A 21,153-nucleotide genomic window follows, 5' to 3' on the forward strand; every position below is an offset into this window, starting at 1 on the left:
CGCACAAATAGCAATGCGATTTAATCGCWAATTACAAAATCCCTCCAGCCCTCAACACGTCCATAATAGAAGGGAAAGTATTTTTCACTACCGGGCCAAGATGGTTTTACGCCTGCRCTCGTTTCTAACGAGCGCACAAATAGCAATGCGATTTAATCGCTAATTACAAAATCCCTCCAGCCCTCAACACGTCCATAATAGAAGGGAAAGTATTTTTCACTACCGNCGCACAAATAGCAATGCGATTTAATCGCTAATTACAAAATCCCTCCAGCCCTCAACACGTCCATAATAGAAGGGAAAGTATTTTTCACTACCGGGCCAAGATGGTTTTTATCTAACCAAACGGCCTCGTCTATACCCTCTTCCTTTTGAGGAACCAACTTTGGCTCGCCTTTTACAGTCATCCGGTACCAGTTGGTTTTCTTAATCACCATTTTTGAACCATAAGGATAAACATGGTAAGTTTTACAAAGCTTTTCTTCTCGTTTAGCCACTTTAATTCCGCATTCTTCCTCCACTTCCCTTACCGCTGTTTCCTTCATATTTTCACCTTCCTCCAGCTTTCCTTTTGGCAGATCCCACTTTTTGTTCCTAAAAATAAAGAGGTAATTTCCATTAACGCTTTCTACCAAACCGCCAGCTGCTTTAATAATCTCACAGTTCTTTTTAAGCTTCCTGAATGTTTCCTGAGGGTTTTTGGTTAAGAAGATGTAGCTTTTTTTAGACCCATTTTTTAATTTTTTGTAAAATGTCTGCAAATCAAAATCCTGAAATTCAAGCTGTTGAATTTTTTCTTTTTGTTCTGGCAAAACATCTGATATAAAGAGGGTGTTATCGTTAATATAAATTCTGTATTTTTGAGCCATGTATAATAAAAGTGATATTGAACTAAAGGTAGCGGAATTTTTATTACAAATAAAGGCAATTAAATTACAACCTAATAATCCTTTTACCTGGGCATCTGGTTGGAAGTCGCCAATTTATTGCGATAACCGAATTACGTTATCTCATCCTCAGGTGAGAACGTACATACGCCAGAAATTAGCACAGGCCATCCAAGAAGAATTTGGTTCGGTAGATGTTATTGCTGGAGTAGCAACCGCTGGAATTCCACAAGGCGTTTTAGTAGCTCAAGAGTTGGGATTACCTTTTATTTATGTTAGAGCTAAAGCAAAAGAACACGGTACAGGAAGCTTAATTGAAGGTGAAGTGGTAGAAGGGCAACGAGTAGTGGTAATTGAAGATCTTATTTCTACAGGAAAAAGCAGTTTACAAGCCGTGGATGCATTAAGAAGCGCAGGTTTATCGGTTGCTGGTTTAGCGGCAATCTTCACTTACGGATTTGAAAAAGCAGAGGAAAATTTTGCTGCCGCTAAGTGTCGTTACCTAACTTTATCTAGCTATGCTGCCTTAATTGATTATGCTGCCGAGCACAGCATCATCGCCAAAACCGACATGGAGTTATTAGGAAAATGGCGTTTAAACCCATCACAGTGGGGACAAGTTATCAGTCCTGAGTCTTAAGTCCAAAGTCCGCACTATTTAAAATTAACCTATAAAAATATATAATGACGATTATTGAAAGCGCTGTAGAGGTAAGTAAGCCCGTTGCGGAAGTTTATGCTTTTCTCTCAAACATGAATAACCATCAACAATTGATGCCCGAAAATATTTATAACTGGGAATCTACAGAAGACGAGGCACGTTTCACCATTCAAAACATGGCAAAATTAGCGATCGCCATTTCTAATCGTGTTGAAAACCAAGAATTAACAGCAATCCCCACTGAAAAAGCACCTTTTGAGGTGGAATTAAAATGGACAGTTGCTGATAATGGAAATGGCACTACCATTGCAAAACACATCATCTCTGCAGATTTAAATATGATGATGAAAATGTTGGCTTCTGGTCCACTCCAAAAATTAGTCGATCATCAGACACAGAAATTAAAAGAAATCTTGGGGTAAAATACCGCTAATTGCCGAATGTTTTAATTGATCTTGAAGAAAGTTAATTAGCAAAACATATCGAAAAGCATCTGTTGACCACAAATACAGATGCTTTTTTTGTGCCTTTAGGTTTTTTTCATAGCTGCAGTACTCTGGCCACCTAAACCTTATTGAAATGGAAAGCTCCCGATTTTTATCGGGACTTGTAATGGAAAGAAGGGCTACAGTTGCCAAGAACCAGTTACTTAGGTTTCCAAATTATTTCAAATATTTAATACGACAAAATTTCAGTACAAACCTCTAATAATCAGTAAATTAGTCATTATAACTTGAATCATACAGACAAAATTTCCGATTGTAAAATCAAATTTGCTGTGGCATTTGTTTTGATTAAAACGGTTATATGAACTTCAACAACTTTACAATAAAAGCCCAGGAAGCAATTCAACAGGCTTCTGAAATAGCCCAAGGCAACCAGCAACAGGCTATTGAATCGGCACACCTGCTTAAAGGTTTGCTTACTGTTGATGAAAACGTGGTTTCTTATGTTTTGAAGAAACTAAACGTGAACCTTAATTTACTCAACCAAAATCTTGATGCAGAGATTGCAAGATTCCCGAAAGTTAGCGGAAGCAATGTCTATCTGTCATCAAATACAAATAGTGTTCTGCAAAAGGCACAAACATTTTTAAAAGAATTTAAAGATGAATTTGTATCGGTAGAACATCTCCTGTTAGGAGTTTTGGCAGTGAATGACAGTACATCCAAATTATTAAAAGAGCAAGGTGCTAACGAAAAAGACCTTAAAAAAGCCATTACTGAACTCCGTGGCGATAACCGCGTAACGGACCAAAATGCCGAGGCATCTTATCAGGCTTTGGGCAAATATGCCCGTAATTTAAATGAGTATGCCGAAAGCGGAAAGCTCGATCCGGTAATTGGCCGTGATGAAGAAATCCGTCGGGTAATTCAAATATTATCTCGAAGAACAAAGAATAATCCCATTTTAATTGGTGAGCCTGGTGTGGGTAAAACGGCAATTGCGGAAGGAATTGCTTTCAGAATTATTAAAGGTGATGTACCTGAGAATTTGAAAAGCAAAACCGTTTATTCCCTCGATATGGGCGCATTAATTGCTGGAGCGAAATACAAAGGTGAGTTTGAAGAACGATTGAAAGCGGTAGTGAAAGAGGTAACGCAAAGCGATGGCGATATCATTTTGTTTATCGACGAAATTCACACCCTCGTTGGTGCAGGCGGCGGCGAAGGTGCTATGGATGCGGCTAACATCTTAAAACCTGCTTTAGCTCGTGGCGAATTAAGGGCAATTGGTGCCACCACTTTGGATGAATATCAAAAATATTTAGAGAAAGATAAAGCCCTGGAACGTCGTTTCCAAAAGGTGATGGTAGAGGAACCTGATACACAGGATGCAATTTCTATTCTTCGCGGTTTGAAAGAACGCTATGAAACCCACCACAAAGTGCGGATTAAAGATGAAGCAATTATCGCTGCAGTAGAAATGAGTCAGCGTTATATTTCTGATCGTTTCTTGCCAGATAAAGCCATCGATTTAATGGATGAAGCGGCTTCAAAATTACGCATGGAAATGGACAGTGTTCCAGAAAATGTAGATGCTTTGGATCGCGAAATTATGCGACTTGAAATTGAACGTGAGGCGATCAAACGCGAAAAAGATGACCGTAAAGTTCAGGATCTATCAGAAGAAATTGCCAATTTATCTGCTGAACGCGATGAACTGAAAGCAAAATGGCAGGGAGAAAAAGACCTTGTTGATGCGGTAAATAATCAACTGGAACAGATTGAGCATTATAAATTAGAGGCTGAACAGGCCGAACGTGCCGGAGACTATGGCAAAGTTGCCGAAATCCGTTACGGAAAAATTAAAGAAGCGCAGGATCAGGTAGAAAAGCTGAAAGCTGATTTGGAAAACCAGCAGACGGATAGCCGAATGCTAAAAGAGGAAGTAACTGCCGATGATATTGCAGGCGTGGTAGGTAGATGGACGGGTATCCCGGTTACCAAGTTAATTGCCAGCGAAAGGGAGAAATTGCTAAACCTTGAGCAAGAATTACACCAGCGTGTAGCTGGACAGGATGAGGCTATAGAAGCCATTTCTGATGCTATTCGCCGCTCGCGTGCAGGTTTACAAGACAAGCGCAAACCAATTGGTTCGTTTATTTTCCTTGGTACAACTGGGGTAGGTAAAACAGAGTTGGCAAAGGCTTTGGCAGAATTTTTATTTAACGATGAAAATGCCTTGACCCGGATCGACATGAGTGAATACCAGGAGCGACATGCTGTTTCCCGCTTAATTGGTGCGCCTCCAGGATATGTAGGCTACGATGAAGGTGGGCAATTAACAGAAGCCGTTCGGCGTAAACCTTATTCGGTTGTATTACTTGATGAGATTGAAAAAGCGCATCCGGATGTGTTTAACATTTTGTTGCAGGTGTTAGATGATGGCCGTTTAACTGATAATAAAGGCAGAACGGTGAATTTTAAAAATACAATCATCATCATGACATCGAATATTGGAGCGCACTTAATTCAAGATAATTTCAAAAATTTAAGTGATGAAAACCGGGATGAAGTAATTGCAAAAACTAAAAACGAATTGTTCGAGGTATTGAAACAAACCATCAGACCGGAGTTTCTAAATCGAATTGATGAGTTAATCATGTTTACTCCGTTAAATCGCAATGAACTTAGAGATATTGTGGCTTTGCAATTTAAACATGTACAGCAGACACTTGCTGAAATGGGAATTGAAATGGATGCAAGTGAAGAAGCACTTGATTGGTTGGCACAGCTTGGTTACGATCCGCAGTTTGGTGCCCGACCACTGAAAAGAGTTATTCAAAAGAGAATCTTGAATGAATTATCGAAGGAAATATTAGCCGGCAAGATCGATAAAGACAGTAAAATTAAGTTAGATATGTTTGATCACAATTTTGTGTTCCTGAACCAAAAACAAGATTAAATATTATATCAATAAATGAAATCCCGCAGATTAATTTCTGCAGGATTTTTTTTGTGCTTCAGCTTCAATATTCAGCGTTAAACTGAACATTCCGCCTACGCTGCTTTTCTATTGCTTTTTACTCCAATTATGATTAATATTGGTTACACACAAAAACACAACACAAATGAAACCTAAATTAATCATCTTGGTGCTTCTATGCGCCATCAGTTGGCATAGCCATGCGCAAACTGAAAAGGGTTCTGGCTTCGCCGGAATAAGCCTGAGCTTCGGAACCTCGAAACAAAACGATGCTACAGCCAGTATTAACACCTTTACGGCAACGCCGAGGGGCGGCTATTTCATTGCAAATAATCTCGCTATCGGGCTTGAAATTCCTTTAAATCTTTCAAAGCTCCGCGGCGAAAGTTACATTACATGGGATGAAGAAGATGGGCGCTACGAAGACCGTTATGGTCCGAAAGAATTTAGCTTCGGACTCTCGCCTTTCATTCGCAAGTATATAGACGTTAAAGAACGTTTTAAATTTTTCGTTCAGGCAAATCTGCTCCTGCAAATCAACACATTCAATCGGGTAGATGATGCAGGTTATCTGATTCGAACAGATGCACGAGCAAAAGGTTGGGGCGCTAGCTTAGCTCCGGGCTTTACCTATTTTTTATCTGATGATTCAAGCCTCGATTTTTCATTCCCAATCTTAAGCTTTTTCCACCAAAATTATTATGCCGAAGAATCACTATATAATTTTGATAAGAAGAATAACCTGAGACTGGCACTTGATAACTTCACACCCACTTTTACCATAAACTTCCACTTCTAAAAATCCTCTTATGAAAAACCTGTTTAACCAAGTTATGGGCTTAAGAAGCTCCGTAGTCGTTATCCTGCTATTCATTACGATGCAGGCAAATGCACAAAGATTCCGTGGGAAAATAGAATATTACAGTAGCGCAATATCTGAATTTGATGGAAAAATTAAATCCATTGATCATGTACAGATTGAATATTATCTCAGTGCACTATCTGAATTTAATGGAAAAGTTAAAGCCATTGGAAATATTTCAGTAGAATATTACCTCAGTGCCATACCAGAATTTAATGGTAAAATAAAATCTATTGGCAATAAAAACGTAGAATATTATTTATCTGCCTTACCCGGGATTACAGGTAAGATAAAATCCATCGGTTCCGTTAAATTCGAATACAATTTTAGTAATTCCCCGCAAAGTGATGGGAAGGTAAAATCTATTCAGAATGAAGGTGACGATCTGGATTCTGAAGATGCATTAGACAATTACTATTTAATTGAACGGTTAAATCGCCAATAATTTAAGATTTAGAAGTTTATAGGATGTATCATAAATCAATATCACCGAACATTGTCGTGTAAAGCTTTTCGAAACTGCTTTAAGGCTTTTGAGCAAGTTTTTACGATAGTTTAGGGCTGCCATTTCGTATTTATGATACATCCTCTTTTTTATTTACTATCCACTGAAAATCCATTTACACGATAAGCCGACAGAATTTATTCCGTTATAATTTCCTTAAAAATTCTTTTCTTATATGTTTGCATCGCCAAATCGGCTTGCTAAATATCCTTATAGCAATTACATCCTGTAATACCAGCTTTATTTAAGCTGCTTTAAATTTAAATTTTTCTTTGTAAGCGGTTATCTCCTATCGGGATAATTGATTTCGAACATACGCTTGACGTTAGTTTTGGAATACAGGCAGAGAACGAAGACCAGAATTTATTAATTACCCATAAAATCAATTGTTTGAAATGAAAAGAATTATTACTAGCTTATTTTTACTGGTTATTGCTTACACACAGGCAAATGCACAAAGTGATGCCTAAAGCAAAAGATGATTTAAGATTTCAGGTTGGTGCAAGTCTCCAAAAATGAGGTGCCGGAATTGTCACGACGCTTGATTATGGCTTAGGGCAAAGCTTCTTCATCGGCGCACAAGCAGTTTATTTACTTGGCATAAAATCCTTCGAAGGGATAGAAAAACCAGGCTTCCGCGACCGTTTTGATCTTAAAGCTAGATTTAATGCAAATTTAGGAAGTGTGATTGGTTTGCCCGCTAATATAGATTTATACCCTGGATTAAATCTGGGCCTTAAAAACTTTGGCGCTCATGTTGGCGGAAGAGTTTTCTTTAATAAAGGCTTCGGGCTTTTTACAGAAGCACAATTTCCGATCGCAAAGTATAATGTTGATGCAATCGGCTATGAGCGATTGAACAACCAATTCTCTTTTAACATTGGCGTTACATTCGATTTAGGAAAATAGTATCCTAACAAATCGCAGTTTTCAGTTAAAATTCAACCATTTTAAAGCATCGGCATTTAAGCCGATGCTTTTTCATTTCCTAAATTTAAACTTTCCATTAAAACCATCTAAAAAGCTAGTTCTTATTTTTTTTTGTGTTATAATTTCGTCAACCTAATTTCGATGTTGTATTTTGAAAATTAACCAATCATTTATTTTTTATTGCTTTCAATATTGGGTAAAAATCCGGTTAGTAACCCGATCAGGGGCAAAAATGCACAGATACTAAAAACATATTCAATACTGGTAGAATCTGCAAGTTTGCCTAACAGTGCAGAACCTATCCCACCCATTCCAAAAGCAAAACCGAAAAACAGTCCAGCCACTAAGCCAACCTTCCCGGGAATTAATTCTTGTGCATAAACCAGAATGGCAGAAAAGGCCGAAGCCAAAATCATCCCGATAGGAACGATTAAAATACCTATCCAAAATAAATTGGCATGAGGTAGCAATAATGCAAATGGTGCTGTGCCTAAAATTGAAGCCCAAATCACATATTTACGCCCTATTTTATCGCCAATTGGGCCACCTAATAACGTTCCTGCAGCTACTGAAAATAGGAATACAAATAAGTAAATCTGCGAGGTTTGTACAGAAACGTCAAATTTATTGATGAGGTAAAAAGTAAAATAGCTGGTTAGACTGGCCATGTAGAAATATTTCGAAAAAATAAGCAACAACAGAATCACTACCGAAAAAACAATTTTATTTCTCGAAAATTGATTGGCGACAGTAGCAACAGCAGCTTTTTTGCTTCTGGAAAGGACAAAACCTTTGTACCAATTACCTACATAACTCAAAATCACGATGGCCAATAATGCGATGATCGAAAACCAAACCACACTAAATTGGCCATAGGGTACAATAATCCATGCAGCTAACAGCGGCCCTAAAGAGCTCCCTGCATTTCCACCCAATTGGAAAACCGATTGTGCCAAACCTCTTTTCCCTCCAGATGCGGCATGCGCCATTCGGGATGCTTCAGGGTGAAATATAGATGAGCCAACACCGATTAGCGCCACCGAAATTAACATGGTGTAAAAATGGGTGGATTGTGATAAGGTAATTAAACCGATTAAAGTGAAACCCATGCCGACTGCTAATGAATATGGTTGCGGTTTTTTATCGGTATACATCCCTACAAATGGCTGCAATAAAGAGGCGGCCAGCTGGAAGGTTAGCGTAATTAAGCCAATTTGAGAGAAACTGAGTTTGTAATTTGTTTTAATGATAGGATAAATTGCCGGAATAAGCGATTGAATAGTATCATTTAATAAATGTGAAAAACTTAAGGCAAACAATATCGGGAATACGGTTTTTTCGATAATGGCTTTTGAAGGATTCTGCTCGTTCATAAAAGAAAATAAATACGATGTCAAAAGTAGTGATAAAAATTTCTAACTTAATTAAGCGCTACAGCGTGACTCTCAAACATTTTTACCGAGATGTGGTTTAATCCTTATGGAAAAAAACAGAAAAATTGTGGGCCTTTGTGGAAGTCTTAGAAAAGGCTCTTACAACGCGATGTTGCTTAAATTTGCCGGAACGTTAGTACCAGAGGGTACAGAATTTGAAATCGTTTCTTATGATGATGTTCCGGTTTATAACGCCGATTACGATACACCTGAAATGCCAGAAAGACCATCAAGCGTAGTTAAATTTAGAGAAGCTTTGGCTCAGGCAGATGCTTTTATTATTGCCTCCCCAGAGTACAATTATTCTGTTCCCGGAGGATTGAAAAATGCAATTGATTGGGCCAGTAGAGGAAAAGATGCGCCATTAATGCACAAGCCCGTTGCGCTACTAGGTGCTACTCAGGGCATGTGGGGTACAGTTAGAATGCAAACTGCATTTCTTCCGATTTTTACTTTTTTGAATATGAACCCCGTTTTACAGCCGGAAGTTTTAATTGCCCAAGCACAAGATAAATTTGATGAAGATGGAAATTTAACAGATGATAAAACCATCAGTTTGATCAAGAGAAAGATTGAGAATTTGATTCTCTCCTGTAAAGTTTAAGAGATTCTACAAAAGATTATAAAACCTTTGTTTGAGATGATGTTTATTATCCGTTGAGGTTGATTAGCTTGTTGAAAGACCTGGTTAAATATAGATCGGGTGTTTCGACAGGCTTCACAGGACAGCATTTGGGGAAAAATAGTCATTAAGATACAGCCTTCTCACTTTGTAAGTTAACAGAAATTGCTTCTCACAGTTGTGATTTTATGTTTGATTGAATTAACCCGCAGCATGACTGCAAACCTTAAATGATATCTAAGGCTCAGCTTGGATATCCTCCACTACAACTGAAAAATTCCTTTCAGTGATATTCCTAAAAGATGTCAAAGCTTCCGAAAAAAGCTGACAAGAATCGGAAATAAAACTAAATTGTCAATTTGGCACCTGGCAAAAATTAATCACTCGATTAAGTTTTAGTCACACAAAAATAATAAAGAATTAACATGCATTTTATATCTAATTCGCTATTAGGCGATTGGCTAAAAACTGATTTTTTAATGACGCTGACAGCATTTTCTGGCACTGACATTGACTTTTAACCAAATATAGTCAGATATTAAAAAAGTAAAACTGGCTGTTTTTTTTAAACAAATAAATAATAAAAAAGATGAAAAAACTATTATTATCAGTAGTAGCAGTTGCAGGTTTAGTGTATGGAGCAAATGCACAAACAGAAAAAGGAAAAGTAATTTTAGGTGGTAATGTGGGCTTCAATTCTACAAAAGTAGAAGGTGCAGCAAAATCTGATGTTAGCTTCAGCATAGTACCAAGTGTTGGTTATTTTGTTGACAATAATTTCGCAATTGGTACCGGCGTAGGTTACAATTACAACAAACAAGTAAGTGAAAATAGCTTAAACCAGGCATTCGTAGTAGCACCTTTTGGCCGTTACTATGTTGGTTTATCAGATCAATTCAAATTCTTCGGACAATTATCAGTTCCGATGGCGTTTGGAAACAATAAAATAGTAAATGACAATGGCGATACTGGCGCTAAAGTAGCCTCTACAACCAGCATTGGCGTAAACATTGCACCTGGTTTTGCTTTTTTCCCTACCAAAAGAATTGGTATCGAAGTATCAGTTAACGGTTTAGGGTACAATAACCTAAATGTTAAAAATGAGATCACAGGTGGTGAAGTTTCCTCAAACTCATTCGGTTTAGAAGCAAATACTTTCGCTCCAAAATTGGGCGTTCAGTTCCACTTTTAATCGGAACATTTTAGTTAAAAAAAAGCCTCAGAATCACAGATTCTGAGGCTTTTTTTGCTTTCGGCATTTCGACCGAAGTGGAGAAATCTTTAAAAAATGAGTAAAATCCTTAAATAAATTCAAAAGGCCGAACGTGTGAAATGATAATCAGGTAATCTGTGAACGACTGATTCTTATTTCTTTTCTCTTATCGCTTTAAATTCCGATCCATCTTTCCACTTCGGATAAACATCTTCATTACTTAAACGGTAACCCATATCAAAAACCAATCTCACGTCTTGTACAATTCCAGATAAATCCCAGGTTTTTGCATCAAAATTATCTTGCGGTGAATGATATCTGAATTTGGTAAAATCAGCTACTTGTTTTAAACCCCACTCCCGGCCATTCTTTACATTATCAACTCCAGAACCCGTAAATAGCGATGGTACGCCAACTTTCGCGAGGTTAAAATGATCAGAGCGGTAGTATAAACCAGAAGAAGGAACCGGATCTGGAACCACAACCCTACCCTGTTTTTTAGCAGAAGCAGAAGCGTAATCTTCTAACTCAGACTGACCGAAGCCATACACCACAATGTCTTTGGTTTTGCCGGCAATCCCCATCATATCCATATTGATATTGGCAACCGTTTTATCTAGAGGAAAAGAAGGATGTTTGGCATAGTATTCTGATCCCAGTAAACCCTGCTCCTCCGCGGTATAGGAGATGAATAGAATAGTCCTATTTGGTGCTTTTGGCGATTTCTTAAATGCCGAAGCGAGTTCAAACAACGATGCTACACCAGTTGCATTATCAACCGCACCATTATAAATAGAGTCTCCCTGAATCTTCTCACCAATGCCTAAATGATCCCAGTGAGCCGAATAAATAATAGCCTCATCTTTTCGGGTAGTGCCCGGTATTTTTGCCAAAACGTTATAAGTAACCGACTTTTTGATCGTATTCTTTACAGTCAAAGAAGTGGTTGCATTTAAATCTACCGCCTTAAAATTTTTGCTCCTGGCAGCCGAAAATAAGGCATCACTCTCACCAGCCATTTTGAAAAGTGCCTTGGCCTTATCCAAAGAAATCCAGCCTTCAATAACCGTTCTATTCATGCCGTTATCTGCCGATTGCAAATTCAGCTTCGATTTCGACCAGCCACTGCGCACCACCGTCCAAGGGTAAGCTGCAGGTTCAGTATCGTGAATAATTAATACTGCAGCTGCACCCTGCCTCGAGGCTTCCTCGAATTTATAAGTCCAGCGACCGTAATAAGTCATGTTTTTGCCCTTAAATAAATTCGAATCCGAAAAGCCCGGATCGTTGATCATAACCACAACCGTTTTACCTTTCACATCCAGATTTTTATAATCATCCCAACCGTATTCTGGAGCTACAATGCCATAACCCGCAAAAACCAATGGCGAATTTTTTATGTTCACTTCATCTTGTACACGGCGTGATCCTGCAACGAAATCCGTCAAATAATCCAAACTTAAACTCCCTGATTTCCCTTGAATCACCATCTTACTTTCAGGTACCGATTTAATCTCCACCATAGGCACTTCCTGAAAAAAGCTATCGCCATTGCCAGGTTCTAAACCCAATTGCTCAAATTCTCGCTTTAAGTAATTGATGGTTTTGGTTTCGCCGTTGGTAAAAGGTTTTCTCCCTTCCAGGCTGTCAGCAGCAATTGCTGATAAATAGTGAGTTAAGCTCGAATCGTTGATGGCTTTGATGGCCAATGAGTCTGGCCCGTTGTTAGTATTATTTTCTTTTGCCTGCTTGCAGGAGTGAGCAAACAAGGCAATTGCCACCCCGTAAAATAAGATTTTGTTCATTGAGGATATTTTAAGCTGGTAATTTAGGAATTTTTTTGATTTAATGTTTTTAAGGATCTGGAGCGCAACAACAGAAGCATTTTTTTGATTTAGCTTCCCGCTTATCATCTTAAGTTTTAAACATCGATAAGATGGCGATAGCAAAGTAATTACAAATTAAAACTTAATCATTACTATCGGGGCTAGATGGCGAGAACAGTAAAAATATCAAAGCTCCAAATGCGAAGCAACTTCCGGTTTCCCCTATTGCGATCGTGCAAATTTTTATTTTAGAAGGATCAACTGGTGTTTTATATGTTATGTACTTAGCACTAAATCTGAAAAGCGATTTATTTGATAAAAGATTCGTAAAACCACCAATTTGTTAAAGATTTACGAATGTTATTTAATTCGGCTTTGCGAAATGCGTAAATTTAGATGTTGGCAGTAATTTTACAGACCGACTGCTACCAAAAGAAAACATTGACATAAATGAAAAAATGTTTTTACATTTCAGGACTATTACTAATTATTTTTGGTTGTTTATCAGGAATGATTTTAGATGCACTCACTTTTATTATAGCAATTTTAGGAATAATTTTAGCACTAATTTCTAATCAGAAGCTTCGGTTAAAATTACTCACAGTTGTTGTTGTTCCGCCAATAGTAATTTACGGACAAATAATATTCTTCTTCTCTAATTCCTAAATACATATTATGAAAACAATATTTGCACTTTTACTTTTGACAATTTGTACCCAAACATTTGCACAAACCACAAAATGGACAAAAGAACAAGAAGACGAAATTACAGGAGATCAATCAGCTAAATTTGATGATGATAACCTGGTTGATTATTTCAGTACTACACACTTAAATGATGAAGATAATATGCTGCGAAATGTACTCTCAATCAATTTATCTTCGTTGAAAAGTGAAATTAAAATTAACTTATTGAACAATAGCATTCTCTATAACAATAAAAAATCTGCTTACTATACATTCTGCACTATTAATGAAAATAAAATATGCCAAGTAGTTTTCGACTATATGGACCAAATTGCAATTCCCAATATTTCTGGTGAAAAAAAAGATTTGAAAGAAAAACTAAAATTTCGATTTAATCCAAACAACAAAAAAGTTCAAGTTATTGGTTATGAATTAAGTTATAAAAAAGGTTCAAAAATTGTTAAAAAATCTTTCAACTTTTTGACTGGAAAATATATAGCTACCTGTAAAAATAATGGGAAAACAACTAATGGAAGCGGTTGGGCTAAAGAACTTCAAAATATTTATGTAGAAAATTGGAATGTCGCATTTTTACGTGACAAAATATTTTGGTATGGAGAAGAAGTGGAATAAAAACTACCGCCAACAAGGATTTTGCGTCAGGCGGGCTGATTGCAAAATTCAACAGTTGTTTTTCAATTAAACAGTAGTAATAAAACCAGCATTTGTGCTTTGATTTCCTGCCCGAACGCAAAGCCCCGAAATGTTAGCGGTAATTTTGTCGAACACCGACATCTGAAACAGAGAAAGTAAAAGAAAATGACATTAATTGACTTCTACGAAGGAGTAAAATTGAACAGTGGATGTGACAGAGAAATTGGTTAATTGAAAATTATTGATATTCATCAAATTCCTGTCCCAATTCTCTAGTTTCAACTGGCTAGTTTTTAGGGAGGGGCTCAGGTGAACCTACATAGTTCATCCCTTGCCGCGGACTATCAATATTAGATAAACATTTCGCTGTAGTTTTACAAAATCGACCTTAAAACACTATCAAAATGGAGAAAAAAATAATCTCAACCATAATCATTGCAACGTTTCTAACAATTATGGGTTGCAGAAGCGACAAAAAAGAACAACCAAGAGATGCTATTGTTAAAGTACAGAAAAATCGTAATCCACAAAATGACAGCCTACATCGTGAAGACACCCTAACTGAAGACAAAAAAGATCCAAATATCAATCCTGTTTACACTTCAAAGTCTATCAACATTGAAAATGCATTAATAAACGGACATAAAATGATATTATCTAAAACTGAATTTAACACCATATATCCAAGAAACGATTCGGTAAAAACGACGCTCTGGGAATGTGGAAATCCTTTTGAATGGTTGGATAAAGAATGGATGATAAAAAAGTATGGCCCTGAAAATAAAGAAAAAGGAACGTTTGAAAGATTCAACAGTGAAATTACAACTATCTACCTGAAAAAAACTGAATATAATACCAACAACCACCTGGTATTATTTGATCGGGCTTCAGCTGAAAACAATTCTTTTAAAATAATCAGTCATAATATTACATTAGATAGGAATACAACTCTGGAAGGATTCAAACAAATATTTCCGAATGCGGAAATTGAAAAATTAGCTAATAAGAACGAGGTTAGAGCCAGATTTTCCTTAGGAGAAAAGAGAGATGATGCCTTTTTATTTTATTTCAAAAATGGAAAGTTAAATTACTTTACTTTATGGTGGCTTTTGTGTTAAAGAACATGGCTGGAAGCTGGGACAATTGATCATGAATATTTCCTCGTCGACAAAAAAGGAAATCGGAAAAAAATAAATATGCTTTGGAATTACAAACAACAGACGACAGAATTACCAGGAGTATTATTATCTGGCTCTGGTAGTACAACTGGAGCAATGCCGGATGGAGGTTCATCAAGTGGATCTCCTTTAGCAATTCATTTCACAGACTTTACGGTTTTTAACAAAGACACAACTATAAGAGACGAAAGAAAAGAATTCAAATTTCAACAACGGTTTGACTCATTGACAACCACATTAGTAGACGAATATAGAAAGAAATCAGGCATATAGCATCACCTTGCCAAAAGTAAAGCGGATGTGAGAATGTACATTGAAGCAATAATAAATGGTAATTTTAAAGGTTCCGACAGAATATTTATATGAAGTAACATTTTGTAGATTATTAACCTTTTTTTCTTAAGATTGTCTGTAGTTGCATCTTTCGATTACCAATAAAGTGTAATAGCGCTCATAACAACAATACATGAATAAAGTAATATTTAGATTCTGGTTAACTAATATCCTAACAGGCATAGCTTTATATATCATCTTTAGAATTGTAATTTCGGAAACAAATCATGAGGACGGAGATTTTTGGACGTGGCTTTTACAGATTTTAGATATACTGTTAAACTTAGCCTATTCGTTTATATACCTAATCGCAATGGCGATTTGTTCATCAACAATTTTCCTTAACTTGATTGATAAAATAAGAAATAATGTTTACCTCTCTTTTTTAACATTTCTAGGATTACCAGTATGCGGTGTCGTTTTTATCGCAGGAGTAATGATAACTGAAAAGCTTTTAGAACACGATGAAGTTACTATATTTAGAAATCTATTAACCTTCTCGATAGCCTATCTACTGTTTACCACTCTACAATTCTTGCTATTCAGAAAAAAAATAAACAAACCGGATTTTAATGAGGTAAAGAGTTATTGAGAAAAGAGTAAGGTTAAAGAACACAAGTGCCCATGCCATTTAAATGCAACAAACCCATCGATCCCTCGATGGGTTTGTTTTTAATCGGCTAATTCTTTAATAAATTTACCGTCTGCATTATACCAAACATTCACATCGGGTGTGCCTTCAATATCTACCTTATAAGTAATTTTTCCACCAGTATTTATCCAGTCTACATCCTCAATTCGTCCTTTCGGATATTTAGATTTAATACTTTTTGCTATTGAAGCAGGCAACTGATTATGGGGGATGTCTTTTTCCTGCGATACAACTTTTCCAACACTTGTATAAGTTACTTTGTGATCAACTTTTGCTAAATCGAAGTCAGCTTCATAGTTTCCACTCTTCATTTCCCAATCTATATCAGTAGCTTTTGGAAAAGCCTTCATAAAAGCATTTTTTACCGCTGCAGGTACTTTGCTTTTGTCTATATCTTGAGCATTGCTGCTGGCCACTCCTCCCACCAGGAAGAATGCTGCCAAAATGGTGCTTTTGTAATTCATATTAAAATAACATTAGGGCACAAAAAATGTTTGAATAGTTGCCTCAAGTGATATTTAGTAGCCATTAACAAAAATGGCTACTAAATCGTAAGCCATTTTATACTGGATTAAAAAAAATTTTAATTACTTACCGGTTTTCTCCACATCTCTATCCATCTCTACCAAATCAACTTCGGCGGGATCAGAAAAATCACCAATCAAGTACTTGTTAAAATGATCTGCCAATTTCCAGAAGGCATATTCCGTCATATCGCCGAAACCATGGCGCTGACCAGGGATAATTAGAAAATCGAAGCGTTTGCCAGCTTTCATTAAGGCGTTAGCAACCCGAATGGAGTTTGCCGGATGCACATTGTTATCTACATCGCCATGCATCAATAATAAATGACCTTTTAAATTTTTTGCCAGATCAGGGTTTTTATCGATGCTATATTTAAATGAAGTATCACCTTTTATAGATACAATTTCCTTTACACCATGGTGTTTTTCACTCCACCAACGGTTGTAAATACTATTGTCGTGGTTACCCGCATTAGAAACTGCTGCTTTAAAGAAATTGGGATAAACCAACATGGCAGCGGTAGACATAAATCCACCACCTGAATGCCCGGTGATGCCTACCTTTGTATCATCAATATAGTGGTATTTAGCGGCGAGTTGTTCAATTGCAGTTTTCTTATCTGCCAAACCATAATCGCGAAGGTTTCCGTAACCATAAGTGTGGTACCATTTGGAGCGGGAAGGATTTCCACCGCGGTTACCAACTGTAATCACAATATAACCAAATTGCGCCAGGCGTTCAGTACGATCCATTGATTTACTGAAAGCTTTATTCACCGCTTCTGTTTGTGGCCCAGGATAAACATACTCAATAATTGGATATTTCTTATTCGGATCAAAGTCAAAAGGTTTGTACATTACACCATAGAGATCGGTAATTCCATCATCAGCCTTCACAGTAAAAGGTTCAGGAAATTTATAGCCAGCAACCATTAAAAGCGATAAATCAGCTGTTTCCAAGTCCATTACTTTTCTACCGTTTTTATCATTTAAAGTAGATTTCGGCGCCGTGTTTACCCTCGAATAATTATCAACGAAAAAAGTATTATTATCATTCATACTGATGGCGTGATCGTAATCGCCGGCATTTAACAATTTAAGGTTAGAACCATCAAAATTGATGCTGTACAAATGTAAATAATATGGATCCTCTTTAGCCTCTCTCCCATTGGCTGTAAAATAAAGTACGCGGTTTTTTTCATCAATATTCACAATGCTTTCACAGTGAAATGAACCTTTTGTGATTTGATTCTTTAGCTTTCCGTTTCCATCAAATAAATAAAAATGTGCCCAACCATCGCGTTCACTCCAGTGGATTAATTCTTTGCCGTTGTTTACCAAACCAGGGCGGTTTACCTCTACGTAAGTGTTGAAACGCTCATCAATTAAAGGCGTAACTTTGCTCGTGGCGATATCAATTGTACCAATATCAATTCGTTTTAAATCGCGGCTGGTACGTGAAAAATAAAATCTGCTGTCATCACCTAACCAGATGGAAGGACGAAATTCGTTGTCGCGATCTTTTGCCAAAGAAGGTTTGCTCCAAACTGAAACACTTTGATCTTTAAAGGCTGAAACATTTAATTTCTTGAATGATTTCGCTGCAAAATCGAACAACAAAATCTCGTCTTGAGGTGCCTCAGCTTCGCCCGGCATTTGGTATTTATAAGTTTCTAAAGTGGGGCGGCCAGGCGTAACGCTATTGATTACCCACAAATCTTTAACCTTGCGGGAATCGGTACGATTTAAAATGAAATATTTAGCATTTGGCGACCAAAGCACATAAGCACCCCTGCGCTTTTTATTGTTTTTTTCGTTTTCTACATTGTTTTCACCATCTCCATCACTTCCATAAGAATAAAATTTAACCCCATCCTTTGTAAGTTGATGGTCGACAATGGTACTATCTTCTTCGTTTTTAACGGCTTTTTTATAGTTATCCTTATCCATCCAATACAGGTTGTAGTTGCGGGAAAAAATAATTGCCGATGAATCCGGCGCAACAGCTCCCCAACTTGGTTTTGGTTTTGGTTTGCTAAAGTTTGCAACCTCGGTGAGTTTAGCTGTAGCCAGATCATATTTAAATGAAAAGATTTTCTTCTGTAACGAATCGGCCGCTTTTTTATCTTTACGATCGGGTTTTACCTCATCAATGGAGCTTTTAACCTCAAAAGAAATACTCTTCTCATCCGCAGCAAATTTTAGATTTTCCAAAGGAAGGTGTTCCGCATCAAAGGGATCGCGTACAATTAGCGTAATGTCTGCAGCAACTTTGGCGTTATCGAACATTAATTTTTTGCTTTTCGCAGCCGGATCTACTAAATACCAGAATTTCCCTTTCGGACTTTCGAAAGTATACCAAAAACGATTGGTCAATTTTAGCCAATGCGGGTCAACCGAGGTAGAATACACCATTTTCTTCAACTTATTTGGCGAAAATCGCGAAGCAAGTTGATAATTCGCCTTAGGCTGAGCCGGATTATTTTCTGTTAAAGTAAAAGTTTTGTTTTGTGCCGCTACCGTTAGCGATAAAAACTGCGCACAAAGAACGAGTTTGTAAAGTTTGTTCATCAAAGTTGGTTATGAGCCGCTAAATTATTTAATAAAAGCTGATTATATCCCCGCAAATTGTAATAAAACAGTTAGCTAGCTTTATTTCCTAATTGAGAAAATATTTATCAACAACAGTTGTTTACCTGTATAATAACTTAGCAGAATTTATAGTTTTGTAGACATATCCATAAATATGAAATACAAATTATTAACGATTATATCAGCTGGAATAATATTATTTACTAGCTGTCAATCTAAATCTCAAACCAGCGATGCTGATGGCAAGGATTCTACAGCACAAGCATCCACATCGGTAGAAAATACAGAAACTGCTGTTGATGTATCGAAGATAAAAGTGGCGGATGCGAAAACGGTTCTAGCCAGAAAACAAGTTCCTATTTTGTGTTATCACCAGGTAAGAAACTGGAAACCAACTGATGGCAAAGTAGGTAAAGATTATATTGTAGAGATCCAAAACTTCAAAGATCAAATGAAAATGTTGGCCGACAGTGGCTATCACACCATTTTGCCCGATCAGCTTTATGCTTACTTAAATACGGGTGCTGCGCTACCGAGTAAGCCTATCATGTTAACTTTTGATGATACGGATTTAGATCAGTTTACCATCGTAAACCCAACTTTAAAGAAACTAGGCTATAAAGCTGTCTATTTCATCATGACTGTTTCCATTGGCAAAAAAGGAAAATTTGTTGATTACATGAGCAGCGACCAGATTAAGCAACTTTCTGATGAAGGAAACGTGATTGGTTCTCATACTTACGACCACAAAAATTTTAAAAAATACGCCGGTAAAGATTGGGAGGAGCAGTTAGATAAACCTACAAAACGCCTGGAAGAAATTACGGGTAAAAAGATGACTGAATTTGCTTATCCATTTGGATTATGGAATGCCGAAGGAATTCCTGAATTAAAAAAACGTGGTTTTAGAATGGCTTACCAACTATCTACCAAACGCGATGAAAAGGATCCATTATTTACCATCCGTAGAATTATTGCAAGCGGCTATTGGAGTCCTAAAACATTAAGCAACAGCATTAAAAATAGTTTTTGATGATCATAAACCTCGGCGAAAGTCGGGGTTTTGTTTTATAAATGAAGTTCAATTGAATTTGATTTAAAGGTCCTTGCTTTAAAATCTGGCATTAGTAATAAAGAATGGGATGCCTTTGAAAAAGAATTTATTTTATCTGAAAACGCAGTATCTTTGATCAAATAAATACATCAAAAATTGATCTCGAATCTCAAACAAACTGCTCAACGCCTTCTGCTGATCACATCTATTGGATTAGCATTAGCTTCTTGCAACAGCAATAGCGCTGAAGAAAAATCTGAACAAAAAAATAATGCATTTGCAGCTGTAAACGACACCACAAAGGCCGAAGTAAAACCTGCTGATGCAAAAACGATCCTGGTCCGAAAAGAAGTGCCGGTATTATGTTATCACCAAATTAGAAATGCCTTAGCCAGCGATAGCAAACGAGCTGGTGATGATATCATTTCTCCTGATAAATTTAAACAACACATTAAAATGCTCGCCGATAGCGGTTACCACACAGTGCTTCCCGATCAACTTTACAATTATTTGGTTTATGGAACTAAACTGCCTGAAAAGCCAATCATGATCACTTTTGATGATACAGATATGGATCAGTTTACAGTTGGAAATTCTACCCTTAAAAAATATGGTTTTAAAGGGGTTTATTTCATCATGACGGTTTCCATTGGGAGAAAAGGCCGCATCAGTTATATGACCAAAGAAAACATTAAGCAATTGGCTGATGAGGGAAATACCATTGCCAGTCATACCTACGACCATAAAAACTTTGCACAGTTTACCGAAGAGGATTGGAGAACCCAGATAGACGAACCCACGAAAAAACTTGAGGAGATAACCGGAAAAAAGGTCGAATATTTCGCTTATCCTTATGGTGTTTTCAAAGCGGCAAACTTGCATAAATTAAAAGAGCATGGATTTAAAGCGGCCTTTATTTTATCTACAGCGAGGGATGAGAATTATCCACTTTACACCATCCGCCGCATCATAGATCCCGGTAGGTATTCTGCTAAAAATCTGTATTATAGCATTAATAAAAGCTTTAATAAAACAAAAAGCTAGTTCTATCTGTAACTGATGTAGATTAATATACAATCGTTTTTATCCCCTCAAAAAAATTTATTGATAC

Annotated in this window: 19 protein-coding genes; 14 read left to right on the forward strand and 5 right to left on the reverse strand. The window is 37.0% G+C overall.

From position 1 onward, the window contains the following. Nucleotides 1-257: 257 nt before the first annotated feature. Complete coding sequence (locus tag ASE92_RS16515) at nt 258-869, reverse strand: NUDIX hydrolase (protein ID WP_056851230.1); 612 nt, start codon at nt 867-869, stop codon at nt 258-260. Here ASE92_RS16515 and pyrE point away from each other — a divergent pair. The 6 genes from pyrE (at nt 868) to ASE92_RS21760 (ending at nt 7,253) form a co-directional block, all read left to right on the forward strand. After that, nucleotides 868-1,527: an orotate phosphoribosyltransferase gene (gene pyrE, locus ASE92_RS16520; protein ID WP_056851231.1), complete on the forward strand. Its 660-nt coding sequence runs from the start codon at nt 868-870 to the stop codon at nt 1,525-1,527. The two genes, ASE92_RS16515 and pyrE, sit on opposite strands and share 2 nt — an antisense overlap. 44 nt (nt 1,528-1,571) lie before the next feature. Beyond that, entirely contained in the window at nt 1,572-1,970 is a 399-nt protein-coding gene (locus ASE92_RS16525; RefSeq protein ID WP_056851232.1) for an SRPBCC family protein, read from the forward strand. Between the two features lie 385 nt (nt 1,971-2,355). Next, nucleotides 2,356-4,956 (forward strand): ATP-dependent chaperone ClpB, encoded by a 2,601-nt coding sequence (gene clpB, locus ASE92_RS16530; protein WP_056851233.1) that lies wholly within the window; start codon nt 2,356-2,358, stop codon nt 4,954-4,956. A gap of 166 nt (nt 4,957-5,122) precedes the next feature. Next, on the forward strand, nt 5,123-5,776 hold the full coding sequence (locus ASE92_RS16535) for an outer membrane beta-barrel protein (protein WP_157255773.1): 654 nt from the start codon (nt 5,123-5,125) through the stop codon (nt 5,774-5,776). Nucleotides 5,777-5,786: 10 nt separating this feature from the next. Then, on the forward strand, nt 5,787-6,284 hold the full coding sequence (locus ASE92_RS16540; RefSeq protein ID WP_056851235.1) for a hypothetical protein: 498 nt from the start codon (nt 5,787-5,789) through the stop codon (nt 6,282-6,284). Nucleotides 6,285-6,872: 588 nt separating this feature from the next. Next, entirely contained in the window at nt 6,873-7,253 is a 381-nt protein-coding gene (locus ASE92_RS21760) for a DUF6646 family protein (RefSeq protein WP_369817434.1), read from the forward strand. A 191-nt stretch (nt 7,254-7,444) separates the two neighbouring features. On the opposite strand, the gene ASE92_RS16550 is transcribed toward ASE92_RS21760, so the two are convergent. After that, nucleotides 7,445-8,647: an MFS transporter gene (locus ASE92_RS16550; protein ID WP_056851237.1), complete on the reverse strand. Its 1,203-nt coding sequence runs from the start codon at nt 8,645-8,647 to the stop codon at nt 7,445-7,447. Between the two features lie 106 nt (nt 8,648-8,753). Between ASE92_RS16550 and ASE92_RS16555 the strand changes: the two genes are divergently transcribed. Continuing rightward, complete coding sequence (locus ASE92_RS16555; RefSeq protein ID WP_056851238.1) at nt 8,754-9,311, forward strand: NADPH-dependent FMN reductase; 558 nt, start codon at nt 8,754-8,756, stop codon at nt 9,309-9,311. Between the two features lie 607 nt (nt 9,312-9,918). Continuing rightward, the gene (locus ASE92_RS16560; protein ID WP_056851239.1) at nt 9,919-10,521 is read left to right on the forward strand and encodes an outer membrane beta-barrel protein; all 603 of its coding nucleotides are present in this window, start codon (nt 9,919-9,921) and stop codon (nt 10,519-10,521) included. A gap of 173 nt (nt 10,522-10,694) precedes the next feature. On the opposite strand, the gene ASE92_RS16565 is transcribed toward ASE92_RS16560, so the two are convergent. Continuing rightward, on the reverse strand, nt 10,695-12,347 hold the full coding sequence (locus ASE92_RS16565; protein ID WP_056851447.1) for a M28 family metallopeptidase: 1,653 nt from the start codon (nt 12,345-12,347) through the stop codon (nt 10,695-10,697). Between the two features lie 696 nt (nt 12,348-13,043). Here ASE92_RS16565 and ASE92_RS16570 point away from each other — a divergent pair. The 4 genes from ASE92_RS16570 (at nt 13,044) to ASE92_RS16585 (ending at nt 15,812) form a co-directional block, all read left to right on the forward strand. Beyond that, nucleotides 13,044-13,688, forward strand: coding sequence for a hypothetical protein (locus ASE92_RS16570; RefSeq protein ID WP_056851240.1), 645 nt, complete (start codon nt 13,044-13,046; stop codon nt 13,686-13,688). A 425-nt stretch (nt 13,689-14,113) separates the two neighbouring features. Beyond that, nucleotides 14,114-14,827 carry a hypothetical protein gene (locus ASE92_RS16575; protein ID WP_056851241.1) on the forward strand — a complete coding sequence of 238 codons (714 nt, stop codon included), beginning with the start codon at nt 14,114-14,116 and terminating at the stop codon, nt 14,825-14,827. A 78-nt stretch (nt 14,828-14,905) separates the two neighbouring features. Continuing rightward, nucleotides 14,906-15,160: a hypothetical protein gene (locus ASE92_RS16580; protein WP_056851242.1), complete on the forward strand. Its 255-nt coding sequence runs from the start codon at nt 14,906-14,908 to the stop codon at nt 15,158-15,160. Nucleotides 15,161-15,353: 193 nt separating this feature from the next. Further along, nucleotides 15,354-15,812 carry a hypothetical protein gene (locus ASE92_RS16585; RefSeq protein ID WP_056851243.1) on the forward strand — a complete coding sequence of 153 codons (459 nt, stop codon included), beginning with the start codon at nt 15,354-15,356 and terminating at the stop codon, nt 15,810-15,812. An 80-nt stretch (nt 15,813-15,892) separates the two neighbouring features. On the opposite strand, the gene ASE92_RS16590 is transcribed toward ASE92_RS16585, so the two are convergent. Beyond that, nucleotides 15,893-16,336 (reverse strand): PepSY-like domain-containing protein, encoded by a 444-nt coding sequence (locus ASE92_RS16590; RefSeq protein ID WP_056851244.1) that lies wholly within the window; start codon nt 16,334-16,336, stop codon nt 15,893-15,895. A 123-nt stretch (nt 16,337-16,459) separates the two neighbouring features. Beyond that, nucleotides 16,460-18,967, reverse strand: a complete 2,508-nt coding sequence (locus ASE92_RS16595; protein WP_056851245.1) for a DPP IV N-terminal domain-containing protein — start codon at nt 18,965-18,967, stop codon at nt 16,460-16,462. A 175-nt stretch (nt 18,968-19,142) separates the two neighbouring features. Between ASE92_RS16595 and ASE92_RS16600 the strand changes: the two genes are divergently transcribed. Beyond that, nucleotides 19,143-20,021 (forward strand): polysaccharide deacetylase family protein, encoded by an 879-nt coding sequence (locus ASE92_RS16600; RefSeq protein WP_056851246.1) that lies wholly within the window; start codon nt 19,143-19,145, stop codon nt 20,019-20,021. A 177-nt stretch (nt 20,022-20,198) separates the two neighbouring features. Continuing rightward, the gene (locus ASE92_RS16605; protein ID WP_082455100.1) at nt 20,199-21,086 is read left to right on the forward strand and encodes a polysaccharide deacetylase family protein; all 888 of its coding nucleotides are present in this window, start codon (nt 20,199-20,201) and stop codon (nt 21,084-21,086) included. Nucleotides 21,087-21,153 lie beyond the last annotated feature (67 nt).

The organism is Pedobacter sp. Leaf41, from assembly GCF_001422545.1.
GTDB lineage: Bacteria > Bacteroidota > Bacteroidia > Sphingobacteriales > Sphingobacteriaceae > Pedobacter.

Excerpts from the sequence above, each read along its gene's own strand:
- pyrE (WP_056851231.1), top strand. The coding sequence starts at position 868 with ATGTATAATAAAAGTGATATTGAACTAAAGGTAGCGGAATTTTTATTA.
- ASE92_RS16515 (WP_056851230.1), bottom strand. The coding sequence starts at position 869 with ATGGCTCAAAAATACAGAATTTATATTAACGATAACACCCTCTTTATA.
- ASE92_RS16525 (WP_056851232.1), top strand. The coding sequence starts at position 1,572 with ATGACGATTATTGAAAGCGCTGTAGAGGTAAGTAAGCCCGTTGCGGAA.
- clpB (WP_056851233.1), top strand. The coding sequence starts at position 2,356 with ATGAACTTCAACAACTTTACAATAAAAGCCCAGGAAGCAATTCAACAG.
- ASE92_RS16535 (WP_157255773.1), top strand. The coding sequence starts at position 5,123 with ATGAAACCTAAATTAATCATCTTGGTGCTTCTATGCGCCATCAGTTGG.
- ASE92_RS16540 (WP_056851235.1), top strand. The coding sequence starts at position 5,787 with ATGAAAAACCTGTTTAACCAAGTTATGGGCTTAAGAAGCTCCGTAGTC.
- ASE92_RS16550 (WP_056851237.1), bottom strand. The coding sequence starts at position 8,647 with ATGAACGAGCAGAATCCTTCAAAAGCCATTATCGAAAAAACCGTATTC.
- ASE92_RS16555 (WP_056851238.1), top strand. The coding sequence starts at position 8,754 with ATGGAAAAAAACAGAAAAATTGTGGGCCTTTGTGGAAGTCTTAGAAAA.
- ASE92_RS16560 (WP_056851239.1), top strand. The coding sequence starts at position 9,919 with ATGAAAAAACTATTATTATCAGTAGTAGCAGTTGCAGGTTTAGTGTAT.
- ASE92_RS16565 (WP_056851447.1), bottom strand. The coding sequence starts at position 12,347 with ATGAACAAAATCTTATTTTACGGGGTGGCAATTGCCTTGTTTGCTCAC.
- ASE92_RS16570 (WP_056851240.1), top strand. The coding sequence starts at position 13,044 with ATGAAAACAATATTTGCACTTTTACTTTTGACAATTTGTACCCAAACA.
- ASE92_RS16575 (WP_056851241.1), top strand. The coding sequence starts at position 14,114 with ATGGAGAAAAAAATAATCTCAACCATAATCATTGCAACGTTTCTAACA.
- ASE92_RS16580 (WP_056851242.1), top strand. The coding sequence starts at position 14,906 with ATGCTTTGGAATTACAAACAACAGACGACAGAATTACCAGGAGTATTA.
- ASE92_RS16585 (WP_056851243.1), top strand. The coding sequence starts at position 15,354 with ATGAATAAAGTAATATTTAGATTCTGGTTAACTAATATCCTAACAGGC.
- ASE92_RS16590 (WP_056851244.1), bottom strand. The coding sequence starts at position 16,336 with ATGAATTACAAAAGCACCATTTTGGCAGCATTCTTCCTGGTGGGAGGA.
- ASE92_RS16595 (WP_056851245.1), bottom strand. The coding sequence starts at position 18,967 with ATGAACAAACTTTACAAACTCGTTCTTTGTGCGCAGTTTTTATCGCTA.
- ASE92_RS16600 (WP_056851246.1), top strand. The coding sequence starts at position 19,143 with ATGAAATACAAATTATTAACGATTATATCAGCTGGAATAATATTATTT.